The sequence below is a fragment of the Chryseobacterium sp. Chry.R1 genome (assembly GCF_039645525.1).
Taxonomy (GTDB): domain Bacteria; phylum Bacteroidota; class Bacteroidia; order Flavobacteriales; family Weeksellaceae; genus Chryseobacterium; species Chryseobacterium proteolyticum.
Map to the genome: position 1 here is coordinate 2752845 of NZ_CP151793.1, position 25877 is coordinate 2778721.

Sequence of the window (25877 nt, forward strand, 5' to 3'; positions counted from 1 at the left end):
GGATTTCCTCTGCAATCGGGGCTAGCATTGTCTTGAAATTTTCAATGATCACTCTGATTTATTTTTGAAAATAATCAATAGAAATAATTAGTGTTCTTTAAAATTACCCATAGTTTTTAATCAAAATCTAAAACCTCCGTAACAATTTTTCTCTCTCACTGAAAATCCGTATTTTTGTGCATCTAAAAGTAATAAGAAAGAATGAATTCCTACAAAAATCCATTGGAAGAACGCTACTCCAGTGAAGAAATGTTATTTAACTTCTCGCATAATAACAAATTCCAGAATTGGAGAAAGCTTTGGATAGCTCTTGCTGAAATCGAAAAAGACCTTGGACTTGAAATTACAGACGAGCAGATCGCTGACTTAAAAGCTAATGCTGAAAACATCGATTATGACAAAGCAGCAGAGTACGAAAAAAAATTCCGTCATGATGTAATGGCTCACGTTCACGCATATGGTGATGTAGCACCTTCAGCAAAAGGAATTATTCACCTGGGAGCAACTTCAGCTTTTGTAGGAGACAATACAGACTTAATTCAGATTCGTGACGGACTTTTAATCTTAAAGAAAAAGTTGGTTAACGTAATGAAAAACCTGGCAGATTTTGCAATTCAGTACAAAGACCTTCCGACTTTAGGGTTCACCCACTTTCAGCCGGCTCAGTTGACAACAGTTGGAAAAAGAGCTACTCTGTGGTTACAGAGTTTGGTTCTTGATATTGAAGAATTAGATTTCTTCCTTGAAACACTTCGTTTCAGAGGAGTAAAAGGAACTACAGGAACTGCTGCAAGTTTCCTTGAACTTTTCAACGGAGATTATTCTAAAGTAAAACATTTAGATAAAGAACTTTCAAAAAGATTCGGTTTCGATAAGGTTTTCGGAGTTTCCGGACAGACTTACGATAGAAAAATTGATGCGAAAGTGGTGGCTTTATTAGGAAATATTGCACAATCTGCACATAAATTCACAAACGATTTACGTTTACTTCAGAACCTTAAGGAAATTGAAGAGCCATTCGAGAAAAACCAGATCGGTTCATCAGCTATGGCTTACAAACGTAATCCGATGAGAAGCGAAAGAATCGGGGCATTGGCAAAATATGTAATGTCTCTGACGACAAGTTCTGCCATGGTAGCTTCTACACAATGGTTTGAAAGAACATTGGATGACTCAGCCAACAAGAGATTAACAATTCCTCAGGCGTTTTTAGCTGTGGATGCAATCTTGTTGATCTGGAATAACATTATGAACGGAATTGTAGTTTATCCGAACAGAATCAATAAGCACATAATGGAAGAACTTCCTTTCATGGCAACAGAATATATTATCATGGAAGAAGTAAAAGCAGGAGGGGACCGTCAGGAAATCCACGAGGTCATCAGGGTTCACTCTATGGAAGCTTCTAAAAAAGTGAAAGAAGAAGGAAAAGAAAACGATCTGATTGAAAGGATTCTGAATGATGATTCTTTAAAGCTCGATAAATCAAAATTAAAAGAAGTTCTGGATCCTAAAAATTTCATTGGCTTTGCACCTATTCAAACGGAGGAATTCATTAAAAATGAAGTTCAGCCGATACTGGAGGAGAACAAAGACATGATTGGACTGGAGGCTGATCTTAAAGTATAATACCATATGCAGTCTTTTCGGCTGCATTTTTTATTTCTTTGCAGGTATGAACAGAATACTATTTTTCCTTTTGATACCCACTCTTTCCTTTTCACAGGGAAAAGATGTTTTAACCTACTTTAAATCAAAAGATTCTTTGGTAGGGGTAAAAGATCATACCGGAAAAATTATTGTTCCTGCGCAGTTCAAAGTCTTTTCATTTCTAAAAGACGGCGATCCTGTAAAAGAAGAAACCATTTATTTCGACGGGTCTAAAAAGGATGAGATAAAAGAAAAAAACGCCTGGGGATATGTCTATGATAAAAAAGGGAATTTCCTTTACAGACCTTTCCTGTACGATAATGGTGCTGATTATTTTTCTGAAGGAGTAAGACGGTTTGTTAAAAATGGGAAGGTAGGTTTTGTAGACAGAAACGGTACAACGGTAATTGAAGCCAAACACGATTTTGTTTCACCATTTAATTACGGATATGCTGCCTATTGTGATGGATGTGATTGGGAAAAAACCAATGATGAGCACAAAGCAATGGTAGGAGGAACATGGGGAGTGATGAATTTTAAAGGAGAAGTGATCCAACCTGTTGCGGAACAAACGAATTCCGTAGAAGTTAATGGGAAATTTTATCCAAACCCATTCAAATATAATGAGAAGGAGAAACGTATTCTTCAATTTTTTGAAAAACAAAATACAAAACTTTCGGAAATCTATTATGTCAACTGGTATAATAAATTATCCAAAGAGGAAAAAAAACTTTTTTTTGAAATCGTTGAAAGGCCAAAAGAAAACTTTCCTTTTTATCAGGTAAATACATATGATTACAGGAAAATAGATGTGGGATTAACATTTGATTTCAAATTTTTAGTCTCAGCAGAGGGCCAGGAAATTTTTGCACTGGACTATGATAATGAAAAGGTTCCTTTTGAAAAATGGCTTAAGAGAGAAATCGGAAAAGCTCAGAAATATCAGGAAGAACATCCTGATAATCCTAATAAAATAAGTAAATAAGTCTAATAATATAATATCTGACATCTAATGTCTAATAACAAAAGAATTTTCGTAGAAAAAAGAGGTATTTTCGATGTTGAAAGTCCAAAAATTTTTGATGAGGTAAAAGCGGTTGTTCCGGCTGTTCAAAGCGTGAAAGTATATAACGTGTATGATATTTTCAACCTGAATGACGGAGAATTTGAAAAAGTGGTCAATAACACTTTTGTAGACCCTGTTACTGATATTTTGCATACAGAGAACCCTGCAAAAGCTATTCATTTCGGAATGGAATTTTTACCGGGACAGTATGATCAGAGAGCAGATTCTGCACAGCAGTGTATCGCCTTACTGACAGAAAATGAAAAATCAAAAGTAAGAAGTGGAAAACTGATTGAATTTGAAGGAGTTTCTGAAGCTGATTTGGTTAAGATCAAAGATCTTCTAATCAATAAAGTGGAATCTCAGGAAAAAGATTTATCTATTCTTGATATTCCAGCTGATGAAACACCATCAAAAGTAATCATCCACGAAAACTTCATCAATTTCAATGATGCGGAACTTGAAAACTTTTATAATAATCATGGTTTTGCACTAGGATTGGACGACCTGAAATTCATTCAGGAATATTTCAAAACTGAACAAAGAAATCCTACGGAAACAGAATTAAAAGTATTAGATACCTATTGGAGTGACCACTGTCGTCATACAACTTTTGAAACAGAATTGTCAGACATACAGTTTGAAGGTCAGTTCAAACATACATTGGAAACTATTTTCAATGATTATATCGAAAAAAGAAAATTCTTAGGGCGTGAGCTGAAGCCGATTTCATTAATGGATCTGGCAACGGTATGCGGAAAGTATTTCCATAAAACAGGGAATCTTGATAACCTTGTTATTTCTGATGAGATTAATGCATGTACCATTCAGATCGAAGCAGAATACGATGGTAAAAAAGAACCTTGGTATTTATTATTCAAAAATGAAACGCATAACCACCCGACGGAAATTGAACCTTTCGGAGGAGCATCTACTTGTTTGGGAGGAGCGATCAGAGACCCGTTATCCGGAAGATCTTTCGTATTTCAGGCCATGAGATTAACAGGTGCTGCCGATGTTTTAGAGCCGGTTGATAAAACATTACCGGGAAAACTACCTCAGAAAACCATCACGAAACAGGCTGCCAACGGATATTCATCTTATGGTAACCAAATCGGGCTTGCGACGACAATGGTTTCTGAAATCTATGACGAAGGCTATAAAGCCAAGAGAATGGAGGTAGGTTTCGTTACCGGAGCTGTTCCTGTAGATTGGGTAAGACGTGAGAAGCCTGCTAATGGTGATTCAATCATTATCTTAGGAGGAGCAACAGGTCGTGACGGAGTAGGAGGAGCAAGCGGAAGTTCTAAAGAACAGGACGAAACCTCTATTCACACCATGAGTTCAGAGGTTCAGAAAGGAAATGCCGTAGAAGAACGTAAAATTCAGAGATTATTCAGAAACCCTGAAGTAACGAAGCTGATCAAAAAATCAAACGACTTCGGAGCAGGAGGTGTTTCTGTGGCAATCGGTGAGATCGCAGACTCTTTAGAAGTAAACCTTGATGTATTACCATTAAAATATGAAGGATTAAACGGAACCGAACTGGCTATTTCTGAATCTCAGGAAAGAATGGCTGTGGTGGTAGATCCTCAGGATAAAGAAAAATTCATTAAATTCTGTGAAGCTGAAAACATTGTGGCTGTAGAAGTGGCAAAAGTGACAGATTCCGGAAGAATGCAGATGTTCTGGAAAGGGGACAAAATTGTAGATCTTTCAAGAGCATTCTTAGATACCAACGGATGTTCAAAATCTCAGGAAGTGAAAATTACTCACCTGGAAGAAGTAAAACAAGAAACAAAAGCTTTCATAACAGAAAACTTCCTGAACATCTTAAAAGATAAAAACGTAGCTTCTCAGAAAGGACTACTTGAAATGTTCGACTCTTCTATCGGAGCCACTACGGTAGCTATGCCTTTGGGAGGTAAATACCAGCAAACCCTGATGGAAGGAAGTGTGCAGACACTACCTATTTTAGGTGCAAAAGATATCAAAACCGTTTCTCTCGCAAGCTGGGGATTCGATGCTGAGATCTCAAAACAAAACTCACTGTTAGGAGCATCTTACGCTGTCGTGGAGAGTGTGGCAAAGATTGTTGCCATGGGAGGTGATTATAAAAATATCAGGTTAAGCTTTCAGGAATACTTTGAGAAATTAGGACAAAACCCTGAAAAATGGGGCAAACCTTTAGCCTCTCTTTTAGGGGCTTATGATGCTCAGATCAAATTGGGTCTGGCAGCAATCGGAGGTAAAGATTCGATGAGTGGAACATACCAGGACCTTAACGTTCCACCAACCCTGATTTCTTTTGCATGTGACAACGGAGATAAAGAAAACATCATCTCTCCGGAATTGAAAACTGCAGGAAACAAATTGTATTTCTTCAATCACATTGCTCAGGAAAGCGGACTTCCAAACTATGATGCTTTAAAAGAAGTTTTTGAATTCATTTTCGAAAATATCAAATCCGGGAAAATTGTTTCTGTAAAAACACTAAAAGAAGGTGGTCTTGCCGTAGCTTTGGCAAAAATGAGTTTCGGAAACAGATTAGGAGCTGAGATCAGTGCTGATGAAAATGTATTATTAGCAAAAAATATCGGAAGCTTAGTTATCGAGGCGAAAGAAGAATTAAGCGCAGCTTCCCTTCAGTTAATCGGAGAAGTAAAAGACTCAGGAACCTTAAAAATTAACGGTATTGAATCAGACATTACAGATCTTGTAGCGGCCAATACTAATACATTTGAAAATCTTTTCCCGACTGTAGAAAAAGAAAAGATCACGGTTGAAATTGATGCAAAACATAACTCGGTCAACCCAAGAAATATCATCATTAAAAAACACGGAATCGCACAACCGAAAGTATTTGCTCCGGTATTCCCGGGAACCAACTGTGAATATGACACACTGAATGCATTCCAGAAAGAAGGCGCTGTAGTAAGCAGCTTACCTTTAATCAATATCAATCACCAGTTACTCGATGAAAGCATTGATGCATGGGTGGAAGAGATCAGAACATCTCAGATCCTTGCATTCTCAGGAGGTTTTTCTGCGGGTGATGAGCCGGATGGTTCTGCAAAATTCATTGTGAACGTTCTGAAAAACGAGAAAATGAAAAATGCAGTTCACGAATTATTAGACAGAGACGGAATGATCATCGGAATCTGCAACGGATTCCAGGCGCTAGTGAAATCGGGACTTTTACCTTACGGAAGAATCAAAGATCTGGATGAGAATTCTCCGACATTAGCTCACAATGCCATCAGAAGACACATCTCCCAGATGGTAACAGTGCAGGTAGTAAATGACGAAAGCCCTTGGTTAAAAGGAATGAAAGGACAGACTTTCACCATTCCGATTTCCCACGGTGAAGGACGTTTCATGGCTTCAGAAGATGAAATCAGGAAATTATATGAGAACGGACAGATTGCTACCCAGTACATTGATCTTGATGGAAACATTGCCCACGGGATGCCTTTCAACCCGAATAACTCATTATTCGGAATCGAAGGAATTACCAGTCCATGTGGGAAGATCTATGGAAGAATGGGACACCCAGAACGATTTGCTGAAGGTCTCATGAAAAATATTCCAACAGCGAACTATCACAATATCTTTAAAAATGGAGTTGAGTACTTCAAATAACAATAATAAAAAAATGATCGTCATTAATGGCGGTCATTTTTTTGATCTGGCGGGCTTCTATGAAGAAGTTTCAGAAGTACTGATGAAAAACACTGACTGGAAAGTCGGAACTTTGGATGGTTTTGATGATATCCTGTATGGTGGATTTGGAGTTTTTGAACTCCATGAAGAAATTGAATTGATCTGGAAGAAATCTGAAAAATCAGAACATGATTTGGGTTTCGAGGCCACCCGCGAGTTTTATGAGAAAAAAATAAAGCAGGGAAAACCTTTTAATACAGAAATGATCAGAGAAAAACTGGACGAGCTGATAGCACAAAAGGGACAAACTTTATTTGATATTCTAGTAGAAATTATTGAATCACATCAAAATATTAAGCTAATTTTGGATTGAAATTAACAATCCATTAAAGGGGATAAAGATTATGGTTAGGTAACTTCTTACCGCTTTAAAATCTTAGTGATTAAATTATAAAACTTAGAAATGAAAAGAATGATTTATGCGCTGTTCTTTGGGGACAGTATTACATATGGTGAATATGACGGAGTATTTGGTGGATGGGTGGATATTTTAAAAAGATATGCATTACAGAAATTCCATGAAGGTCACAATGAATTGATTGTTTATAATTTAGGAATCGGAGGAGAAACAACGGAAGGTCTGATAAAGAGGATACCCCATGAGCTGGCTGCAAGGAATTCCGCAGATGGGAATGTTGTTTTTATTGCCTATGGAGCAAATGACCTAGCTATTAAAAACGGAAATAAAATGGTAGCGCCTGAGGATTTTAAAGCTAATATTGAGGAGGCCATCAGAATTGCAAAACAATTTACTACAGATATATATCTGGTGAGCATTCTTCCTTTTTCTAAAGATGTAGATGGAATTGAAGTTGCTTCCGGAAAGCTGAGAACCAATGATGAGGTCCTTACTTACAATAGTATTCTGAAAGGCATGACAGAAAAGCATTCTTTAACCTATATTGATTTTTATTCTGCATTGGTAGACGATAAAGAAGTTCTTCTTTCCCAGGACGGCGTACATCCTAATGAAAAAGGCTATGGAATGATGGCCGAAATTGCAATTCCAACCATTGAAAAATATTTATAAATGCCTTATTTATTTTCATACGGAACTTTACAGAAAGAGCAGGTACAGACCCAAACCTTTGGAAGGTTGCTCAAAGGTGATAAAGATGTTCTCACAGGTTATACATTAAAAATGCTTGAGATTACAGATCCGGAAGTTCTGAGAAAAAGTAACCAGAAATACCATCCTATTTTAACGTTTTCAGGTCATGTCGAAGACCATGTAGAAGGGATACTTTTTGAGATTACAGACGATGAAATTCTGTTGGCTGATGCGTACGAAGTGGACGATTATAAAAGAATCGAAACGATTTTTAAATCCGGAAGGAGGGGCTTTATTTATGTTGCAAGATAATTCTAGGCAACAGTAATTATTCTAAGCAAAGCACGATTTCGGCTTTCTCTAGCTGAATAGATACTTGGGATAAACCAAAATCCCTACAATTAACGATACAATAGCCATAAGAATTACAGCACCTGCTGAAATATCTTTAATAAAGCCTATTCTTTTGTCAAATTCAGGCTGAATGATATCGCAGATCCTTTCAATGGCAGTGTTAAGAATTTCCGTACTTAAAACCCCAAAAGAAACGATGAGAACGAGGGCAGTATCGAATTTTGATAACTGTAAATAAAAAATAAGGAAAATGTTAATCAGCAGAGCAATACACTCGATCTGAAAATTTCTTTCTGTTTTTATCATTAAAAAAAGACCTCGAAAAGCATTCCGGAAACTTGTATGAATAGGAGGTTTACGCATGATAAAAAAGATTATGTACAAATATAATTAATTGATCAAAGAAAATGCCTATCTTTAGTCCTTAATGATGGTTTATCCATTAAAAAAGTATACCGGAAGTAGTTTTAAAAATCTTTTACTCGTTGTTAATAACTCTCAGAATTATATTTTTTAATCTATTTTCTATTTATTATATTTGTAAAAATTTATTTTTAAATCTATGAAATTTATTATTTCAAGTGGTGAATTGCAGAAGGCTTTGCAAACTGTAAGTGGCGTAATATCAAGCTCTCAATCGAGACCGATCTTAGAAAACTATCTTTTCGAATTAAACGAAACCCAGGTTACCATTACAGCATCTGATGGCGAAACAACTCTTGTAACTTCTTTGGAAGTAAAGTCTGATGATTCGGGTAAATTTGCTGTTCCTGCTAAAATTTTTCAAGATTTTATCAAAACATATGGTGAACAACCGCTTACATTTTCTGTAAAGGATAATGCTGAGGGAACGGGTAGCCAGCTGGAAATTTTGGATGAAAAGGATAATTTCGCAGTAGCATTGGATAATGCGGATGATTATCCGGAGCTTCCTGAATTTGATGCTTCACAAAGTGTGACCATGTCCGCAGGTATTTTATCTGAAGCACTTACCAATACTCTTTTTGCAACAAGTAATGATTCTCTTCGTCCGGTGATGACAGGAGTTCTATTCCAGTTCGGGGAAAATGAGACGAATTTTGTTTCTACAGATTCTCACAGACTGGTTGTTTACAAAAGAATGGACCTGATGAACGTAGAACCTATGGAGTTCATCATGCCTAAAAAACCTTTAAATATTTTCAAAAATATATTGGCAAGTTCCAACGAAGACGTTACTATCGATTTCAATGAGAACATGGCTAAATTTACTTTTGGTAAACATATCTGGATCTGTAGACTGATTGACGGAAAATATCCTAACTATACTGCGGTTATTCCAAAAGAAAATCCGAATGTATTAACAATCAACAGAAACCTGCTATTAGGTGCGATCAAAAGAGCATCGATCATGTCTAATAAATCAACCAATCAGGTAAGATTTAAATTATCTGCCAACATCCTTCACCTTCACGCAGAAGATACGGAATATGCAAACAAAGCAGATATGCAGATCCCTTGTGATTATAACGGAGAAGATATCAACATCGGGTTTAGCTCTAAGTTTTTAACAGAAATGTTGACTATTCTTGGTTCTGACGATATCACAATGAAAATGTCTCAGCCAAACAGACCGGGAATCATTGAACCTCTTGACGGTCTTGAAGAAAACGAAAATATCTTAATGTTATCAATGCCGGTAATAGGACTATAAGATTAAGCTCAATTAAATAACAGAGGTTTTGAATTTTCAGGACCTCTTTTTTTTTGTTTTTGAGTTCAGTTGGGAAGTTAAAAATTTCGTTATTTCTTAAAAAAACACGACCTTTGTAAACGCAAAATTCGAAGTAAAAATTTTCAAAATAAAGTGAATGAAACCTTATAGGTTGGCATTTAACCGATAAAAAATAGATTTAAGCAGATGAAAATATCAAATAACTGGCTGAGAGATTACATAAAAACGGAATTGAAAACTGAAAGAATCGGTGAGTTCCTTACAGATATTGGTCTTGAAGTTGAAGGTATAGATAAATTTGAAAGTGTAAAAGGAAGCCTGGAAGGAATTGTAGTAGGTAAGGTCTTAACCTGCGAAAAACATCCGAATGCTGACAAACTTAAGAAAACAACTGTAGATGTAGGAAACGGAAAGGTGCTTAACATCGTTTGTGGAGCTCCTAATGTGGAAGCCGGACAAACTGTTCCTGTTGCAGTGGTGGGAACAAAAATCTACGATAAGACCGGAAACTTTTTTGAAATTAAAGAAGCAAAAATCAGAGGTGAAGTTTCACAAGGAATGATCTGCGCAGAAGATGAGCTAGGCCTTAGTGAGGATCATGGCGGAATCATGGTTCTTGACGAAGCAGAATATGAAGTAGGAAAGAATTTTGCAGATTATTTTGAATTGGCAACTGATGAGGTAATTGAAATTGGTTTAACGCCTAACAGGACCGATGCCATGTCGCACTACGGTGTAGCAAGGGATCTTTATGCTTTTCTTTCAACCAATCAGCAAAAAGCCCAGTTCGAAAAGGTAGCTTCGGAACCATTAAATAATGAAGGTGCTCATAACTTTACTTTAGAAGTAGAAGATGCTGAATTATGCCCTAGATATATCGGAGCTGTTATCGAAGATGTAAAAGTAGCAGAATCTCCGGCATGGTTGAAAAACAGATTGAAAGCAATCGGTTTAAGCCCGATCAACAATATCGTGGATATTACCAATTATATTCTTCACGGATTCGGACAACCGCTCCATGCTTTTGATGCAGACAAAATTGCTGATAAAAAAGTAAAAGTAGGGACCGTAAAAAAAGGAACAAAATTTACGACTTTGGATGGTGTGGAAAGAACTTTAAACGGTTCTGAAGTCATGATCAAAGACGGAAAAGATAAACCGATGTGTATTGCCGGTGTTTTTGGTGGTGCCAATTCCGGAGTTTCTAATGAGACAAAAACAATCTTTTTGGAAAGTGCTTATTTTAATCCGGTAGCGGTAAGAAAAGGAGCTAAACTTCATGGATTGAACACGGATGCATCATTCAGGTTTGAAAGAGGAGTGGATCCTAACCTTACAAGAACAGCTATTACCCACGCTATCAAAATGATCCAGGAAATTGCAGAAGGAAAACTGGTAGGAGAGTTGCTGGAAGAATATCCAAAGAAAATTGAAGACAGCTATGTTATCATCAGGTTCTCTAAAATAGAACAGATTCTTGGAACTAAAATTCACAGAGAAAAAGTAAAAGAGATTTTAAAAGCTCTTGAAATTAAAGTTTTGAACGAAATTCAAAATGGTTTGGAAATTTCTGTTCCGGCTTACAGAGCTGATGTGACGAGGGAAATTGATGTTATCGAAGAGATCTTAAGGATCTACGGATATAATAAGATTGATGCTCCACAAAAGATATCATTTACACCTGTAAAGCTAAGCGCTAATGATCAGGATGAATTGGAAAACAATTGGGCAAGAACTTTACAAAGTTTAGGTTTTAATGAAGTAATGAACAACTCACTTACTTCTGTAAAAGATGAAACGGATGCTGTGAAACTTCTGAATCCTTTGAGTGGTGATCTGGCTTTCATGAGAAAATCCTTGTTGGAAGGGCTTCTTCAAAATTCCATCTATAATATTAACAGAAAGAACCAGGATATTAAATTCTTTGAGTTTGGAAAGATTTATCACAAAAGAGCTCAATATGAAGAAAGGAAACAGCTGGCTATTCTTGTTTCAGGAAGAGAGGTTGCTGAAAACTGGTTACAACCGAAATCAGCAACGGATTTCTACAACCTGAAAGCTTATGTGAAAGTATTGCTGGAAAGATTGGCAATCGATTATAAAGAAGTTGCTTTGTCCGATAACAGATTCTCGGATGCAATTGCTTATGAAGCTGATGGAAAAGTATTGGTAAGAATTGGAAAAGTGGCTCCGGAATTATTGAAAGATTTCGATATTGACCAGGACTGTTTCTATGCCGAAATTGAACTTGAATTGGCCCAACAATTACGATCTGGGAATGAATTGAAATTCAGGGATATTCCTAAATTCAATAAAATCAGAAGAGATCTTGCATTGCTGATTGATAAGAATATAACATATCAGGAGCTGTATCAGACTGCCAAAAAGAATAAATCTCCTTTCATTAAAAACATCAATCTGTTTGATGTATACGAAGGAAAAAATCTTCCGGAGGGAAAGAAATCCTATGCGATGAGTTTTGAGTTATTAAATGATGCAAAAACTCTTGAGGAAAAAGAAATTTCCGAAGTAATGGATTCTTTGATTAAATCTTTCCAGAAAGAATTCAACGCAGAATTAAGATCATAAATATAAAGAAACGGGCTAAAGCCCGTTTTTTTGTTATATACATTGATAACGGACAGGCTTTAGCCTTCTAAGAATAATAAAATTCTTTCAAAGCCGTTTAAATAATATAATTTCCGTAAATTTGGTTAAATCAAAAAAGAAAAAAATGAAAAATCTTTTTTTAAGTATAAGTGCAGCCGTGATTTTGGCGTCGTGCGGAACTATGTCAAGCGCATCTGCTTCAAAAGTAGGAAAATCTCAGCCTTCATTGGTCAATACAAAATGGACCTTAGCGGATAATGTAAAAGGGAAAGTTCCTACATTGAATATCGAGGGAGAAAAGATCAATGGAAATGCCGGATGTAATAACTATTTTGGTACGGTAAAGCTTGATGCTTCTACAGGTAATTTTTCAGCAGGGCAAATGGGTTCTACAAAAATGGCCTGTGATAATATGAATGTGGAGCAGAACTTCATGGATATGATGGGAAAAGCAAACAAGTACGTAATTTCAGGAACAACTTTGGAATTGTATAAGGACAATCTTTTATTATTGAAATTTAATAAATCAGAATAAAAAAATAAAAGGAACTCAAATGAGTTCCTTTTTTATGTTTTAGGGTTTTCTTATTCTTCCTCTTCTTCGTCGTATTTAGCTAATTCTTCGTCACACCATTTGAACGCTGCTTCTACCACTTTAGTAGCTTCATCTGCCATGGTCTCTTCATCGTCTCCTTCCAAATCATCCAGCCACTCAACTTCTTCTTCCTCAACGTTCAAGATAAATCTTGGGTATTCTGTATGAACCACGAATAAATCCTCAGGAAATTCCGAATTGTCTGCTAATAAAAACTTTGGTAATTTCATTTTTTTAATATTTTAACTTTCTCAAAGATAATAAAATTATTGATATTTGTTCTTGTCGATCCTAATTTTTTGTAAAACTTTGTACTGGGTAAGTGTAGTTTTCTGTAGGGTATCTTGAGGCTTGAATGTCAGGCTTATATTGGAATTTACTGTGCTTATTAATTCTGCTACCTGTATTTTTTCCAGGTCCTCGGTCGTTTCCAGATAAAATGTGATAGGTTTATCCTTAAGATTTTCAGTCTCTAAAAATTGACTGATATTTTTTCTGTTTTCCAGATAATTGCCTTTTGAAAGCCAGGTAAAGAGTATTCCTGACAGCAAACTTAATGCTCCGATTGCATACACTTTTATATTGAAGATATCAAAGAGTCTTTTGAAGTACATTAGCCACAGAGGTAAGCTGAATGGAGCTAATAACCGATAATCTATAGGATTGACAGGATAAAAATACTGAACAAAAAAGGAACATATGATTCCTGAAATTCCAATAACAAGAAAGAACAGATCACTGTCAGATAACCGGATCTTAATAAAAAGAAATACCATCAGACAGATATTCAGAAATCCGATACCATAAATCGCATTATTGATCAAACCACCTCCTGGATCTGCAATATGAATAAAAGGATTAAAAGTAGTAGCCAGGCCCTGAAACAATTCAACCAACAGCTGTGAAGTAGGGTGGAGACCCATTTCTAAGGATTGCTTAATGTAGTTTTCATTAAAATAATCCAAAAAGGTAAACTTGTATAAAGCTACAAAACCACAACCAATGAAGCCTGAAATAATGAAAGTACGGGCATACTTTTTTTTCCATACCAATAATCCGAAAAGTCCTGTTCCCCCCATAATAAACAATGAACTATAGCGGATATTATATAAGGCAATTAATGATAACGAAAGATAAAATACAGCTTTTCCTTTTTCCAGTTTTCCAGTAATAATTAAATGTGCCGTATACAGGAATAAAAATACAAATGGAAGGATGAGCGCTTCACTCATCGTAAAAGAGTAAATTGACACGAAACTAAATAAAGCACTGACGATAACAGATTCTTTAAAGAAAAAGTTTTTTTTCCAGGCAAAGGCCACAATAAAAAGAAAAGACAGAATCCCGATTACTTTACTGCTCCAGAATTCGTCCATCCCCAGATATGTAAAAAGCTTAATACTTAACGGATATCCTACAGGTGTTGTCGTATTATCAATAGTCGGGAATACATGAGCAAATCTCATATACCGGATTGAATCCGGGCTTACCCTGCCTTTCTCATTGAGTAAAAAACGTAAAATGGTCATCATTACAATAATGATGACCAATGATATCTGAATATTTTTTTCTTTAATTTTCATTAGGGTTGTGATCAATGATAACAGCCAGAACAGACCGTTGTTCAAATGTATAACTTATAACTCACAACTGATAATCACTAGAATTATTTCGAGAACATTTTTGAAACTTTTTCAGCTTTTTTGCTTTCGGAGTAGTCATAAAAACCTTCTCCTGATTTTACTCCCAGTTTTCCTGCCATTACCATATTTACCAATAGAGGATTCGGGGCATATTTTGGATTTTTAAATCCGTCATACATCACATTAAGAATAGCAAGACAAACATCAAGACCAATAAAATCAGCCAGCTGAAGAGGTCCCATTGGATGAGCCATTCCAAGTTTCATAACCGTATCAATTTCTTCAACGCCTGCCACGCCGTTATATAATGTTTCAATAGACTCATTGATCATAGGCATTAAAATTCTGTTAGCAACGAAACCAGGGTAATCATTCACTTCCACAGGCACTTTTCCTAACGTTTTACTCATATCATAGATGATGTCAAAAGTCTTTTTGGAAGTAGAGTATCCTTTAATGATTTCAACCAGTTTCATAATTGGAACAGGATTCATAAAGTGCATACCGATCACCTTATCAGCTCTCTTAGTTGCAGCGGCTATCTTTGTAATGGAGATAGAAGAAGTGTTAGTCGCAAGAATACAGTTTTCCGGAGCAAATTCATCCATCTGTCCGAAGATTTTCAGTTTCAGATCCTGATTTTCAGTAGCTGCTTCTACAATTAAATCAGCGGTTCCCACGGCTTCTTTCAACTCTGTAAAAGTGGTGATATTTCCTAAAGTTTCTGCTTTTTGCTCCTCTGTAAGGTTGCCTTTTGCAATTATTCTGTCGAGGTTGGTGGTAATGGTTTTTACTCCTCTGTCTAAAGCATCCTGAGAAACATCTACAAGATTTACTTTAAATCCGCTTTGCGCAAAAGTATGTGCAATACCATTTCCCATGGTTCCAGCTCCGATAACTACAACGTTTTTGATCATTTTTCCTTTAATTAAATTATTTTTTATAGATAGTTAAATTTCTTGAATTGGCTAAATCTGCTTTTGTGACGATCTGCGTTTCATCAAAGTTCACATTTCCGCTGTTGCTTTTTCTTACTGCATTTTGAGAAGATATAGCAGCCTTAAGTCCGGATATGAACTTCTTTTTTTTAGTTTTTGCTAAGGAATCGATCCCGATATAAAGATTAAATTCCCCCTCTCTGCCCAGTCCGCTTTGTTTGTAAATTTCAAAAGGTTTTGTCTTATTCTTTTTTTGAAACTTTGATATGTAATTAATCACAGGATCTTCGGAAGGTGTTCCGCAACAAATGCTTGCGTAGCCTACCTGTAAATAGTTCTGGCTCTTTTGAGAAAAAAAGAAGCTGAAACAAAAAATGCTGAAAAGTATTGCTATTTTTTTCATTGTAATAAATAAGATTAGGTTTAATCACGCCCTAATTGAGCGCTTTTTATCTCGCTTAAAGTTAAGCTTTAATATTTACTTACTAAAATCATCCCAAACTGCTTTTGAAATATCTGAAATGATTTTACAGTTTGCAGCTTCTGTTTCCATAGAGTTGCTTACAAATACAGCTATGGCATAATGTTTTCCATTCGGAAGGGTTACAATTCCCATGTCGTTTTCAGCACCGGTAAGCCCATCTTTATTTTTACCTGAAGAGCCTGTTTTATGAGCCACAGGTGTGTTTTTAGGAAGCTGCTCAATCAGTTTGTTTGTTCCTGTTTTGGTGCCTAGCATTACCTTCATCAGGTAATCTGTGGATTTTCTGGAAAGTAACTGTCCCTTATAAAACTTTTTCAAAACCTGTACGATGGAGTTTGTTGAACTGTAATTTTGATATTGTGCATTCCAGTCTTTATGCATTTCTTCTTCGTTAAAGCGGATCTGAAAATTTTTTATTCCTTTGGTATCCATAAATTTTTGAACTGTATCCGTTCCGCCAATTAACCTTAAAAGGATATCACACCCATTATTATCACTCTGCGCAACGGTGAAGTCTATAATTTCACTTAAAGGAATTTCAATATTACCATTGGGATATTTTTCTCTAAGTGGCGACCATGTATCCTCAAGAAGATCTGATTTTTTAACTAAAATCTTCTGATGTAACAACAGTTTTCCTTCATCTACAAAATTGAGAACAGTGGCAGCAATATGAAACTTGAAGACACTTTGCATTGGGAGCTTTTTATCTCCGCTTTTGCTATAAAGTGATTGATTTTCCATTCCCAGTACAGAAACTCCTACAGTGGCATTTTTGTCATTGATGATAGAATTTATTTTTTGCTCCAGGGCTGTATGCTGGGCAAAAGTAAATGTAGAAATCAATAGAAAGAGAAATTCTGCTTTTTTCATAATGGTCAATTTATATCGCCGTAAATTTAAAAAATAAATCCCTTTAGATTCTAAAGGGATTTTAATTTAAAGATAATTAGTATTTCAACTCAAAATAATTAATATCAACGCCGTCATTTTCAAAAATGATTCTGATCTTGTTTTCCCCTTTTTTAAGATTAACGTTCTTCACTGAACTAGTTTTCCATTGATTTTTTCCTCCTGTTGATGCCAGTGAAACAACTGCAAGCTGTTTTCCTGCGGCGTCTTCAATTCTCAATTTCGAATCATTACCAGCGGCATATCTTATATCAAAGGTATATGCTTTGTCTGCTTTACTGTTAATTGTGTATTGCAACCATTCTCCTTTTTCGGTTTTTCCTACATAATACGCATTAGTTACTTTGTCATTACACAAATAAATATCCACTCCGTCATTTCTCATCTGGTGACCTGCATTCCATTCAGATCTTTTGGCAGGATCACTAACCCACAGATTGATGAAGTCTTTATCCAGATATGCTGAACCCATTCTTCCCAAATCATATTCGGTAGCAAAGATTCTTCCCGGTGCCTGATGATTTTTAAAAGGTTTTGTAGAGTCATCGGTTACCTGTCTGAACATAGCATCGATAACGTCTCTTTTTATTTCAACATTACTGAATTTATAATTATCTGCAATTTTCATTAAAGCTTTTGTTGCAAATTCTTTTGACGGTTTTTCACCTCCGTTTTTCCAATAGTCTAACAGTTTCTGATACTCGGGTGTAATTTTTACATTGGCAATTCCTGCAGTATTATCGATCTTTTTCATTGGCCAGAAAGCATAGCCAATATTGTGTTTATTCATTAGCTGGATCAGTTCCGTAAACCATACATTAGAGTTTTCCCCTGTTTCTCCCAACCATATCGGAATATTATGCTTTTCTCTTAAATCCAGAATTCCTTTTACTGTCGCGTCATCATTGTTGTTCCAATATTTATGGAAGCTGAAGACCAGATTATTATCCCAAAGAGGAGTCAGGCCGTTATAGTTGTTTCCCCATCCGTTTCCTTCCAGAATAATGATGTGTTTTTTGTCCACCTCACGGATGGCTTCTGTAATTTCTTTCTGGAATTTCCATAATGGGGCATTTGACATTTCATCTGTTCCGTTGGGATTTTTTCCTGTGAAATTGATGTTAGGCTCATTGATGAGGTCATAACCACCTATCCATGGTTCATCTTTATAACGTTCTGCCAGCTTTTTCCAGAATGCAATGGTTTTTTTCTGATTTTCTTCACTTTCCCAAAGTGACGGTTTAGATTTATCGTTGTCTGATATGTTTACATCATTTCCCTGGCCTCCAGGAAGAGCATGAAGGTCAAGAATCAGATACATTTTGTTATCAGCGCACCATTTAAGAAGATCATCCGTCATTTTAAAGCCTTCTTCAAGCCATGTATTCTTTCCTTTTACGGGCTCCTGCTCAATTGGCAATGTGTACAGGTTATAATGCATCGGAAGCCTTATAGAATTAAAGCCTGCTTTTGCAAGCAGATCAATATCCTGTTTGGTTATTCCGTTTTTCCAGTATGCTTTATAAAATTCTTTCATCCCATCTTCACCGATCAATTCAGAAATCTTCTGCTTGATTTTATACTGGGGACCTGCGAAATCTGCTGTTTTCAGCATGTATCCTTCCTGCAGCATCCATCCTCCCAAGCCTAGGCCTTTTAGCTGGATATTCTCACCTTTGTCATTAACTATTTTTTGACCGTTTGTTTTCAATAATTGTGATGTCCCAAATTGAGACAATAAAAGTGCGGATATTAGGATGGTTCGTTTCATAGTTGGATTTTATAAGATTATGGGATTGATTTTAGAATTATAAGTTTACTAATCACAAATATATTTAAAAATTATTGAATTAAAATTAAAATTCCTCTTTAAATATATAAACAATTTAAAGAGGAAGTATGATTGTATTTTTACCACAGCCATTTAAACTGAAAGGCTTTCTTGGATTTAACCTTATTAAACAGGTTTTAAAATAATATCAGTGATTAAATGTGAAAGTCCAAAGTGAAAAGAGTAGTTATTTGCTTGTGATTAATTTCATAATTTCCAATGCTACTTTTAGCGCTTCAGTTCCGTCTTCCAGTGATACTTCTACATTTTTATCTTCAGTAATGGAATCGGCAAATGAGTTGAGCTCATCTAATATGGCATTGTTGGGCTGGATGTTGGGATACTCGAATAAAATCTGATTCTTTTCTCCTTCGGCATTTTCGATGATCATGTCGAATGGAGTAGGTGTTTCCGGAGCATCTTTCATACGGATTACTTCTGCTTTTTTCTCAAGGAAGTCAACAGAAATGTAGGCGTCTTTTTGAAAGAAGCGACTTTTTCTCATGGCTTTCATAGAGATTCTTGAAGTGGTAAGGTTGGCAACACATCCATTTTCAAATTCTATTCTGGCATTCGCAATATCTGGAGTTTTACTTACGACACATACACCGCTTGCATGGATGCTTTTTACCTTAGATTTAACGATACTCAATAAAATGTCCAGATCGTGGATCATCAGGTCCAGGACCACAGAAACATCGGTTCCTCTTGGATTGAATTCAGCCAATCTGTGGATTTCAATGAACATGGGATTTTTAATATAATCCTTAGTTGCCATAAAAGCAGGATTGTACCTTTCTACGTGTCCGACCTGTGCTTTTATTCCATTTTCACGGCACTTATAAAGGATTTCTTCGGCTTGTTCAAGCGTTTGTGTTACCGGTTTTTCAATGAAGAAATGCAATTTTTTTTCAATGGCCTTTAATGCATAATCATAATGATAAACCGTAGGCGTTACAATATCCAGCATATTAATCTGATTCAACAGATCATCAAAATTTTCAAAATAGGTATAGCCAAACTCGGCTTCCAATTTTTTTCCGTTTTCTACATCTTTATCATGAAAACCTACAAAATCATACTTATCTGATTGATTGAGAAGCTTTAAGTGTATTTTTCCCAAATGTCCGGCACCTACCAAACCTGCTTTCAACATAGCTTTTTTAATTTGTGTAAAGATATAAATTAGGTATGATATTTCAGATATAAAGACTTTTGACTTTAATCATCAAAAATTAAGGTGGCTTCCTGAAATCTGAAATCTAATTCTTACTTTTGTGTGAAACTAGCACTAGCAATCTAATAACTACTATCTAAATGACGCAAGATTCGTTTGTACATAAAGGAAAAAGAAAGATTTTAGTTGAATATCTTCAACAGAGAATTGGGATTACGGATCAAAATGTACTTTCGGCAATGAATGAAGTTCCGAGACATCTTTTTATTGAAAGTATTTTTGAAGACTTCGCTTACGAAGACCGTGCTTTTCCCATTCTGGCCCATCAAACCATTTCGCATCCTTCAACGGTTGCAGAGCAATCAGAGCTTTTACAGGTAATCCCGGGAGAGAAAGTTCTGGAAATTGGAACAGGATGTGGGTATCAGACTGCTGTGTTATTGGCAATGAAAGCCCTGGTGTATACTGTAGAAAGACAAAAAGACCTGTTCGATTATTCTAAGAAAAAATTAAGGGAGCTTAATCTTTTTCCAAAATTTCAGAGTTTTGGTGACGGTTTTGCAGGATTGCCAACTTTCGCTCCATTTGACAAGATCATCGTTACATGTGGAGCTTCCGTGCTGCCCGTGGAATTACTAAAACAATTGAAAGTAGGAGGGAAAATGGTGATTCCACTTGGACCGACAGATGAGCAGGTACTGTACAGGTTTACAAAAGTTTCGCCTACGGAAATTGAGAAAGAGGAATTCGGAGCCTATAAATTTGTACCTATGCTCAATAATACCAATTCTTAATTAATGATAAATCCTGAAATATCAGATTATAATAACGCACAGTCCCCATCAGATCAGGAGATCTGCACAATGCTTTCACTTGTTATTGATCAGGAGCTGGAACATGCTGAAAATAAGATATGGCACAGGCATCCTGTGTGGTTTCTGGAAGGGAATCCGATTGTAGGTTACAGTAAGCTTAAAGATTCTGTACGGCTGATGTTCTGGAGCGGGCAATCATTTGATGAAGACGATTTAAAGACCGAAGGTTCATTCAAGGCAGCAGAAAAAAGATATACGTCTCGTGAACAAATCAATACAGCTGATCTGAAAAGATGGCTTATGAAATCTCAGCAAATTCAGTGGGACTATAAAAATATTGTTAAAAGGAAAGGGGAATTGATAAGATTAAAATAAATTCGTAATTATGATTCAAAATTTCTATAATCGTTTCTAGGCTTTTCGTGACGGAGGATTGAAAGAAAAATGACAAATCGGCACTGATTTTCGGAACAGAAATTGAAGCTTTTCTATGACGAAATCACTTAAATCTTATGATTATGGACACAAACAGATTTAAATCGTCACACGACTTTAGTAATATTCAGAAAAACATTTACAATAATCCGGGATATAATGTAGAAAGTCATTCTCAAAAAGCAAAGGATTATTTCAATGAAATGAAGAGCCGAAATCAGGAAGCAACAAAACAGGGTTTTATAAGTCAAGCACAGAAATCGGCGAAAGAGGTCCGCGATGAAATTCAGAAAATGGCTTCCGAGGTCGGCGATAAAAATAGAAGAGAATCAGAAGAGAAGAAGTAATTTTTATATTAAAGTTAAAGCCTCACTTAGACAATGGGTGGGGTTTTTTATTGAAAAAAAGTTAAGATAATGAAAGTATTCATCAATAAAAGAATTCCTGAAGCAGGAATAAAAATGCTGAAAGAAGCTGGAATGGATGTTACTATCCCTGAAAATGATCAACTTTCACATGAAGAGTGGATAAACTATTGCAAGGATACCGATACCATTCTCAATGTAGGAACCCATTCATTTGACAAGGATTTTTTTAACGAATGCCCTAATGTGCAAGCAATTGCTTTATATTCTGTTGGTTTCGATCATGTGGATATTCAGGAAGCGACCCGTAGAAATATACCGGTTGGAAATACACCGGACGTCCTAAGTAAAGCTACCTCTGATGTTGCGTTTTTGTTAATGCAATCGGTGGCAAGAAGAGCAAGTTATAATTATGGGAAGGTAAAGGAGGGGAATTGGGGAGATTTTGATCCCCTTCATGCATTAGGACAAGAGCTATACGGCAAAACCCTGGGGATTTTCGGTTTGGGAAGGATTGGTTTTGAAATGGCACAGAAATCCCTGAAAGCTTTTGATATGAATATCATTTATCACAACAGGCACCATAACGAAGAAGCTGAAAGGGAGTTGAACGCACAATATGTTTCTTTTGATAAATTGATCAGGCAGTCTGATGTTCTGAGTATTCATGCCAGTTTTATTCCTGAACATAAAGAACTTTTTAACCGATCGGTCTTTGAGAAGATGAAACCCGATGCTATCTTTATTAATACGGCAAGAGGAGGTTTTCATCATCAGGGTGATCTCTATGAAGCTTTGGTTTCAAGGGAAATATGGGGAGCGGGACTGGATGTTACTAATCCTGAACCTATTGTAAAAGACGATCCGATCCTCGAACTTTCCAGTGTATGTGTATTGCCGCATATAGGATCCGCAACAGTTGAAGCAAGGAATGGAATGGCAAAATCAGCAGCGGAAAATATTATTGCTTTTTCAAAAGGAGAAAAAATGCCATATTGTGCTAATCCTGATGTTTATTCTGAGCAATAAACATAACTTGGAATTATTTTTGTTCTCTATCAGTAACACTAAATACAAATACTATGATACCAGAAGATAACATCAGCGAACAAAACAGAAAACTGAGAGAGATGGATTACAATCCTAATGAAGATTTCTTCAATAAGGAAAAGCATGTTCCTTTAGACGGGGACGGAAATCCTATTCTCGATGAAAATGAAGACAGTTATGATATGGAAATGGATCTGGACGTTCCGGGATCTGAAGAAGATGACGATATGGAAGAGATTGGATCCGAAGATGAAGAAAATAATTACTGGAGTACCAGTGATAACGATGATGATCATGAAGAGGAAAATGATGATGTCCTTACATAATAAGATAAAGATTTGCATTCATATATTTAAGATGGTAAAATACACCTTACTCAACCGGGTAAGGTTTTTTTATTGCCTTTAGATTGGTTGTTATACTTCAAAACACTGATACATAATAAAACAGGTTAATGGCTTTATTTTTTTTGGGTTGATCTTAAAATTGATATAGGTTCTGGTAATAGCTTTCGGAGAAAGGGAATTTTTTATGTTTTCATTGCATTATATTTTCTATTTTGAATATCTTTAAAACTTTGAATTTTAAACGAAGAATTTACTCATTGCTATGACATTCCAGGAACTTATACAACAAGGTATACCTAGCGTATTGCCACCATTCAAACCATACGAAACCAATATAAATCACGCTCCCAAACGTAAAGAAATTTTGGGTAAAGAGGAGAAAAAGTTAGCATTAAAGAATGCTTTACGTTATTTTGAGCCTAAATTCCATGCAGAATTATTACCTGAATTCAGAGAAGAGCTTGAGCAGTATGGCAGAATTTATATGTATCGATTCCGTCCGGATTATGAAATGAAAGCAAGACCTATCACTGAATATCCGGGGAAATCAGAACAGGCAAAATCTATTATGCTAATGATTCAGAATAATCTGGATTATGCGGTAGCACAACATCCCCATGAGCTGATAACATATGGTGGAAACGGAGCTGTTTTTCAAAACTGGGCACAGTATCTTTTAACGATGAAGTATTTGTCTGAAATGAATGATGAGCAAACCCTTGTCATGTATTCCGGACATCCGATGGGATTATTTCCTTCGCACAAAGATGCGCCACGGGTTGTGGTAACGAACGGAATGGTTATTCCAAACTATTCTAAGCCCGATGATTGGGAGAAGTTCAATGCTTTAGGGGTTTCCCAATATGGGCAAATGACTGCAGGAAGTTATATGTACATCGGTCCGCAGGGAATTGTTCATGGAACAACAATAACAGTACTGAATGCTTTCAGAAAAATAAATAAAGAAACAAAAGGTGGCTTATTTGTAACTTCAGGATTGGGGGGAATGAGCGGAGCACAACCAAAAGCTGGAAATATTGCAGGATGTATTACCGTGTGTGCTGAAGTAAATCCTAAAATTACAAAGATTCGTCATGAACAGAAATGGGTGAACGAAATCCATGAAAATGTAGATGAGCTGGTAGCAAGAGTGCGAAAAGCGCAGGAAAATAAAGAGACTGTTTCTTTGGCTTATCTAGGAAATGTAGTTGAGGTTTGGGAAAAGTTTGATGAAGAAGGTCTTAAGATTGATATCGGTTCGGATCAGACATCGCTGCATAATCCATGGGCGGGAGGATATTATCCTGTGGGACAAAGTTTTGAAGAATCAAATACGATGATGGCGGAAAATCCTGAATTATTTAAAGGAAAAGTTCAGGAAACTTTAAGGAGACATGCAGCTGCCATTAATAAACATACAGAAAAAGGAACTTACTTCTTTGATTATGGTAACGCCTTTTTATTAGAAGCTTCAAGAGCCGGCGCAGATGTAATGGCCGAGAATCCGACATTAGGAAGGGAATTCAAGTTTCCAAGTTATGTTCAGGATATTATGGGACCAATGTGCTTTGATTACGGTTTTGGGCCATTCCGTTGGGTTTGTACGAGTGGAAAGCCGGAAGATCTTCAAAAAACAGATGATATCGCCTGCAGGATATTGGAAGAAATTCAGCAAAATTCTCCGGAGGAGATCCAACAGCAGATGAAAGATAATATCCAGTGGATCAAAGGTGCACAGGAAAACAAATTGGTTGTGGGTTCACAGGCAAGGATACTATATGCAGATGCAGAAGGAAGAATGAAGATCGCTGAAGCCTTCAATAAAGCCATAAAAAACGGAGAAATAGGTCCGGTTGTATTAGGAAGAGATCATCATGACGTATCGGGTACAGATTCTCCGTACAGAGAGACTTCCAATATTTATGACGGTTCAAGATTTACAGCGGATATGGCTATCCACAACGTAATTGGTGATAGTTTTCGGGGGGCGACCTGGGTTTCTATTCACAACGGCGGTGGTGTCGGTTGGGGAGAAGTAATCAACGGAGGTTTCGGAATGTTGCTGGATGGGAGTGATGATGCTGACAGAAGGTTAAAGTCTATGCTTTTCTGGGACGTAAATAACGGAATTTCAAGAAGAAGCTGGGCGAGAAATGAAGGAGCTGTTTTTGCTATCAAAAGGGCAATGGAAGTAGAGCCGAATTTAAAAGTTACCCTTCCTAATATAGTCGATGATAATTTATTATAATTTTTGAAAAAATATTCAATAAAAAACTTTGCAATAAGCAAAGTTTTTTTATTTTTATATAAAACCATGATGAAATGAAAATTTCAACTGCTAATATTTGTGATGAGGTTTGGAATGAAATGCAACCCAATCAAAACAGCCTGTTTTAAAGGGTTCACAGTAAAGAGATTTAAGACTTTAGTAATTTTTCCAATGAAGATCTGATCACGAACTTGAATAAGGATAAAGATGCATGTAGAAAATTTTAATGAAAATTAGTTAAACAGAAATTTAAATTTTTCATCGGTTAACAAAAAATAGCTTTGGGATTGCCACAACACATGGAGATTGTTATCTCAAGCAAAATAAAATAAGAATAGGTGTAGATAATTATTTATTAAGTATAATCCGTTTAAATTTAAAGTAAGCCTTTGAAAAGATATACCGCAAAATTTGAAAAGAGGCAGTTGGTCTTGTTTTCAGAAAATAATTCAGAGATCGGAAAAATTGTGGAAGCAAACAAATTGATCTCATGGAAAAGATACATTGTATGTGATTCTAAACGATATCATATTAAAAATGTAGGATTTTTATGGAATGATATTGAACTTTCGGATGGCAGGAAAGTGATTTATTACACAGATTTTGGAAAAGATCTGATTATAAAAGCAGATGAATCGGATATAAAGATTTGTCGTTTCACATCAGATAAAGGAATGCAGTTGTACGAACAAAAGAAATTAATCATTGATATTCAAACCCACAGGAAATGGTTTGGAAATCCTGTTTTCAGCATTGAGGTAGATGATTCAGTTGATGATGCATTGGCATTATTGTTTTTGTATTATTCTTCAGCGAGCTTAATGAATTAGATTCATTATTTTAAATAA

24 protein-coding genes are annotated in these 25877 nt (G+C 36.1%); 16 read left to right on the forward strand and 8 right to left on the reverse strand.

Features of this window, described 5'->3' with window-relative positions:
• Positions 1-201 precede the first annotated feature (201 nt).
• The 6 genes from purB to AAEU33_RS12420 all read left to right on the forward strand — a co-directional run bounded on the left by purB (position 202) and on the right by AAEU33_RS12420 (position 7802).
• The gene (purB, locus tag AAEU33_RS12395) at positions 202-1629 is read left to right on the forward strand and encodes an adenylosuccinate lyase (RefSeq protein ID WP_345987822.1); all 1428 of its coding nucleotides are present in this window, start codon (positions 202-204) and stop codon (positions 1627-1629) included.
• A gap of 46 nt (positions 1630-1675) precedes the next feature.
• On the forward strand, positions 1676-2635 hold the full coding sequence (locus AAEU33_RS12400) for a WG repeat-containing protein (protein ID WP_345987823.1): 960 nt from the start codon (positions 1676-1678) through the stop codon (positions 2633-2635).
• Positions 2636-2662: 27 nt separating this feature from the next.
• Positions 2663-6358 (forward strand): phosphoribosylformylglycinamidine synthase, encoded by a 3696-nt coding sequence (locus tag AAEU33_RS12405; RefSeq protein ID WP_345987825.1) that lies wholly within the window; start codon positions 2663-2665, stop codon positions 6356-6358.
• Positions 6336-6752: a ribonuclease inhibitor gene (locus AAEU33_RS12410; RefSeq protein ID WP_345987826.1), complete on the forward strand. Its 417-nt coding sequence runs from the start codon at positions 6336-6338 to the stop codon at positions 6750-6752. The genes AAEU33_RS12405 and AAEU33_RS12410 overlap by 23 nt, the downstream gene beginning before the upstream one ends.
• A 90-nt stretch (positions 6753-6842) precedes the next feature.
• Positions 6843-7469, forward strand: a complete 627-nt coding sequence (locus AAEU33_RS12415; RefSeq protein ID WP_345987828.1) for a GDSL-type esterase/lipase family protein — start codon at positions 6843-6845, stop codon at positions 7467-7469.
• On the forward strand, positions 7470-7802 hold the full coding sequence (locus AAEU33_RS12420; RefSeq protein ID WP_345987829.1) for a gamma-glutamylcyclotransferase family protein: 333 nt from the start codon (positions 7470-7472) through the stop codon (positions 7800-7802). It abuts the gene before it with no gap.
• Positions 7803-7850: 48 nt separating this feature from the next.
• On the opposite strand, the gene AAEU33_RS12425 is transcribed toward AAEU33_RS12420, so the two are convergent.
• Positions 7851-8207, reverse strand: coding sequence for a diacylglycerol kinase family protein (locus tag AAEU33_RS12425; RefSeq protein ID WP_172278930.1), 357 nt, complete (start codon positions 8205-8207; stop codon positions 7851-7853).
• Between the two features lie 199 nt (positions 8208-8406).
• Here AAEU33_RS12425 and dnaN point away from each other — a divergent pair, with 199 nt between their 5' ends.
• The 3 genes from dnaN to AAEU33_RS12440 all read left to right on the forward strand — a co-directional run bounded on the left by dnaN (position 8407) and on the right by AAEU33_RS12440 (position 12703).
• Entirely contained in the window at positions 8407-9537 is a 1131-nt protein-coding gene (gene dnaN, locus AAEU33_RS12430; protein WP_172278928.1) for a DNA polymerase III subunit beta, read from the forward strand.
• A 207-nt stretch (positions 9538-9744) separates the two neighbouring features.
• On the forward strand, positions 9745-12147 hold the full coding sequence (gene pheT / locus AAEU33_RS12435) for a phenylalanine--tRNA ligase subunit beta (RefSeq protein WP_345987831.1): 2403 nt from the start codon (positions 9745-9747) through the stop codon (positions 12145-12147).
• Between the two features lie 145 nt (positions 12148-12292).
• On the forward strand, positions 12293-12703 hold the full coding sequence (locus AAEU33_RS12440) for an META domain-containing protein (protein WP_172278924.1): 411 nt from the start codon (positions 12293-12295) through the stop codon (positions 12701-12703).
• Positions 12704-12753: 50 nt separating this feature from the next.
• On the opposite strand, the gene AAEU33_RS12445 is transcribed toward AAEU33_RS12440, so the two are convergent.
• From AAEU33_RS12445 to AAEU33_RS12475, 7 genes are all read right to left on the reverse strand, one after another.
• Positions 12754-12993, reverse strand: a complete 240-nt coding sequence (locus AAEU33_RS12445) for a hypothetical protein (protein ID WP_007845674.1) — start codon at positions 12991-12993, stop codon at positions 12754-12756.
• A gap of 36 nt (positions 12994-13029) precedes the next feature.
• On the reverse strand, positions 13030-14346 hold the full coding sequence (locus AAEU33_RS12450; protein WP_345987834.1) for a hypothetical protein: 1317 nt from the start codon (positions 14344-14346) through the stop codon (positions 13030-13032).
• 83 nt (positions 14347-14429) lie between these two features.
• On the reverse strand, positions 14430-15320 hold the full coding sequence (locus AAEU33_RS12455) for a 3-hydroxybutyryl-CoA dehydrogenase (RefSeq protein WP_345992774.1): 891 nt from the start codon (positions 15318-15320) through the stop codon (positions 14430-14432).
• A 19-nt stretch (positions 15321-15339) separates the two neighbouring features.
• Complete coding sequence (locus AAEU33_RS12460; RefSeq protein WP_273648351.1) at positions 15340-15747, reverse strand: hypothetical protein; 408 nt, start codon at positions 15745-15747, stop codon at positions 15340-15342.
• A gap of 75 nt (positions 15748-15822) precedes the next feature.
• Positions 15823-16701 (reverse strand): CGA/CIA family class A beta-lactamase, encoded by an 879-nt coding sequence (gene bla-A / locus AAEU33_RS12465; RefSeq protein ID WP_345987836.1) that lies wholly within the window; start codon positions 16699-16701, stop codon positions 15823-15825.
• 76 nt (positions 16702-16777) lie between these two features.
• The gene (locus tag AAEU33_RS12470) at positions 16778-18511 is read right to left on the reverse strand and encodes a cellulase family glycosylhydrolase (protein ID WP_345987837.1); all 1734 of its coding nucleotides are present in this window, start codon (positions 18509-18511) and stop codon (positions 16778-16780) included.
• A 247-nt stretch (positions 18512-18758) separates the two neighbouring features.
• The gene (locus tag AAEU33_RS12475; protein ID WP_345987838.1) at positions 18759-19727 is read right to left on the reverse strand and encodes a Gfo/Idh/MocA family oxidoreductase; all 969 of its coding nucleotides are present in this window, start codon (positions 19725-19727) and stop codon (positions 18759-18761) included.
• 161 nt (positions 19728-19888) lie between these two features.
• Between AAEU33_RS12475 and AAEU33_RS12480 the strand changes: the two genes are divergently transcribed.
• From AAEU33_RS12480 to AAEU33_RS12510, 7 genes are all read left to right on the forward strand, one after another.
• A complete protein-coding gene (locus AAEU33_RS12480) occupies positions 19889-20542 on the forward strand; it encodes a protein-L-isoaspartate(D-aspartate) O-methyltransferase (protein WP_345987840.1) in 654 nt (217 codons plus the stop codon).
• 3 nt (positions 20543-20545) lie between these two features.
• On the forward strand, positions 20546-20938 hold the full coding sequence (locus tag AAEU33_RS12485; RefSeq protein ID WP_345987841.1) for a DUF1801 domain-containing protein: 393 nt from the start codon (positions 20546-20548) through the stop codon (positions 20936-20938).
• Positions 20939-21081: 143 nt separating this feature from the next.
• Positions 21082-21345, forward strand: coding sequence for a prevent-host-death protein (locus tag AAEU33_RS12490; RefSeq protein ID WP_345987843.1), 264 nt, complete (start codon positions 21082-21084; stop codon positions 21343-21345).
• A gap of 69 nt (positions 21346-21414) precedes the next feature.
• The gene (locus tag AAEU33_RS12495) at positions 21415-22392 is read left to right on the forward strand and encodes a D-glycerate dehydrogenase (protein ID WP_345987844.1); all 978 of its coding nucleotides are present in this window, start codon (positions 21415-21417) and stop codon (positions 22390-22392) included.
• 53 nt (positions 22393-22445) lie between these two features.
• Positions 22446-22739, forward strand: coding sequence for a hypothetical protein (locus tag AAEU33_RS12500; RefSeq protein WP_345987846.1), 294 nt, complete (start codon positions 22446-22448; stop codon positions 22737-22739).
• Positions 22740-23022: 283 nt separating this feature from the next.
• A complete protein-coding gene (locus tag AAEU33_RS12505) occupies positions 23023-25008 on the forward strand; it encodes a urocanate hydratase (protein WP_345987847.1) in 1986 nt (661 codons plus the stop codon).
• A gap of 410 nt (positions 25009-25418) precedes the next feature.
• Positions 25419-25859, forward strand: coding sequence for a hypothetical protein (locus AAEU33_RS12510; RefSeq protein ID WP_345987849.1), 441 nt, complete (start codon positions 25419-25421; stop codon positions 25857-25859).
• Positions 25860-25877 lie beyond the last annotated feature (18 nt).

Bases quoted from the DNA above. Each gene is read 5' to 3' on its own strand.
- AAEU33_RS12470 (WP_345987837.1), bottom strand. From the start codon at position 18,511: ATGAAACGAACCATCCTAATATCCGCACTTTTATTGTCTCAATTTGGG.
- AAEU33_RS12410 (WP_345987826.1), top strand. From the start codon at position 6,336: ATGGAGTTGAGTACTTCAAATAACAATAATAAAAAAATGATCGTCATT.
- AAEU33_RS12405 (WP_345987825.1), top strand. From the start codon at position 2,663: ATGTCTAATAACAAAAGAATTTTCGTAGAAAAAAGAGGTATTTTCGAT.
- AAEU33_RS12415 (WP_345987828.1), top strand. From the start codon at position 6,843: ATGAAAAGAATGATTTATGCGCTGTTCTTTGGGGACAGTATTACATAT.
- purB (WP_345987822.1), top strand. From the start codon at position 202: ATGAATTCCTACAAAAATCCATTGGAAGAACGCTACTCCAGTGAAGAA.
- dnaN (WP_172278928.1), top strand. From the start codon at position 8,407: ATGAAATTTATTATTTCAAGTGGTGAATTGCAGAAGGCTTTGCAAACT.
- AAEU33_RS12460 (WP_273648351.1), bottom strand. From the start codon at position 15,747: ATGAAAAAAATAGCAATACTTTTCAGCATTTTTTGTTTCAGCTTCTTT.
- AAEU33_RS12480 (WP_345987840.1), top strand. From the start codon at position 19,889: ATGACGCAAGATTCGTTTGTACATAAAGGAAAAAGAAAGATTTTAGTT.
- AAEU33_RS12400 (WP_345987823.1), top strand. From the start codon at position 1,676: ATGAACAGAATACTATTTTTCCTTTTGATACCCACTCTTTCCTTTTCA.
- AAEU33_RS12485 (WP_345987841.1), top strand. From the start codon at position 20,546: ATGATAAATCCTGAAATATCAGATTATAATAACGCACAGTCCCCATCA.
- AAEU33_RS12440 (WP_172278924.1), top strand. From the start codon at position 12,293: ATGAAAAATCTTTTTTTAAGTATAAGTGCAGCCGTGATTTTGGCGTCG.
- pheT (WP_345987831.1), top strand. From the start codon at position 9,745: ATGAAAATATCAAATAACTGGCTGAGAGATTACATAAAAACGGAATTG.
- AAEU33_RS12450 (WP_345987834.1), bottom strand. From the start codon at position 14,346: ATGAAAATTAAAGAAAAAAATATTCAGATATCATTGGTCATCATTATT.
- AAEU33_RS12505 (WP_345987847.1), top strand. From the start codon at position 23,023: ATGACATTCCAGGAACTTATACAACAAGGTATACCTAGCGTATTGCCA.
- AAEU33_RS12425 (WP_172278930.1), bottom strand. From the start codon at position 8,207: ATGCGTAAACCTCCTATTCATACAAGTTTCCGGAATGCTTTTCGAGGT.
- AAEU33_RS12500 (WP_345987846.1), top strand. From the start codon at position 22,446: ATGATACCAGAAGATAACATCAGCGAACAAAACAGAAAACTGAGAGAG.
- AAEU33_RS12495 (WP_345987844.1), top strand. From the start codon at position 21,415: ATGAAAGTATTCATCAATAAAAGAATTCCTGAAGCAGGAATAAAAATG.
- AAEU33_RS12420 (WP_345987829.1), top strand. From the start codon at position 7,470: ATGCCTTATTTATTTTCATACGGAACTTTACAGAAAGAGCAGGTACAG.
- AAEU33_RS12445 (WP_007845674.1), bottom strand. From the start codon at position 12,993: ATGAAATTACCAAAGTTTTTATTAGCAGACAATTCGGAATTTCCTGAG.
- AAEU33_RS12475 (WP_345987838.1), bottom strand. From the start codon at position 19,727: ATGTTGAAAGCAGGTTTGGTAGGTGCCGGACATTTGGGAAAAATACAC.
- AAEU33_RS12490 (WP_345987843.1), top strand. From the start codon at position 21,082: ATGGACACAAACAGATTTAAATCGTCACACGACTTTAGTAATATTCAG.
- bla-A (WP_345987836.1), bottom strand. From the start codon at position 16,701: ATGAAAAAAGCAGAATTTCTCTTTCTATTGATTTCTACATTTACTTTT.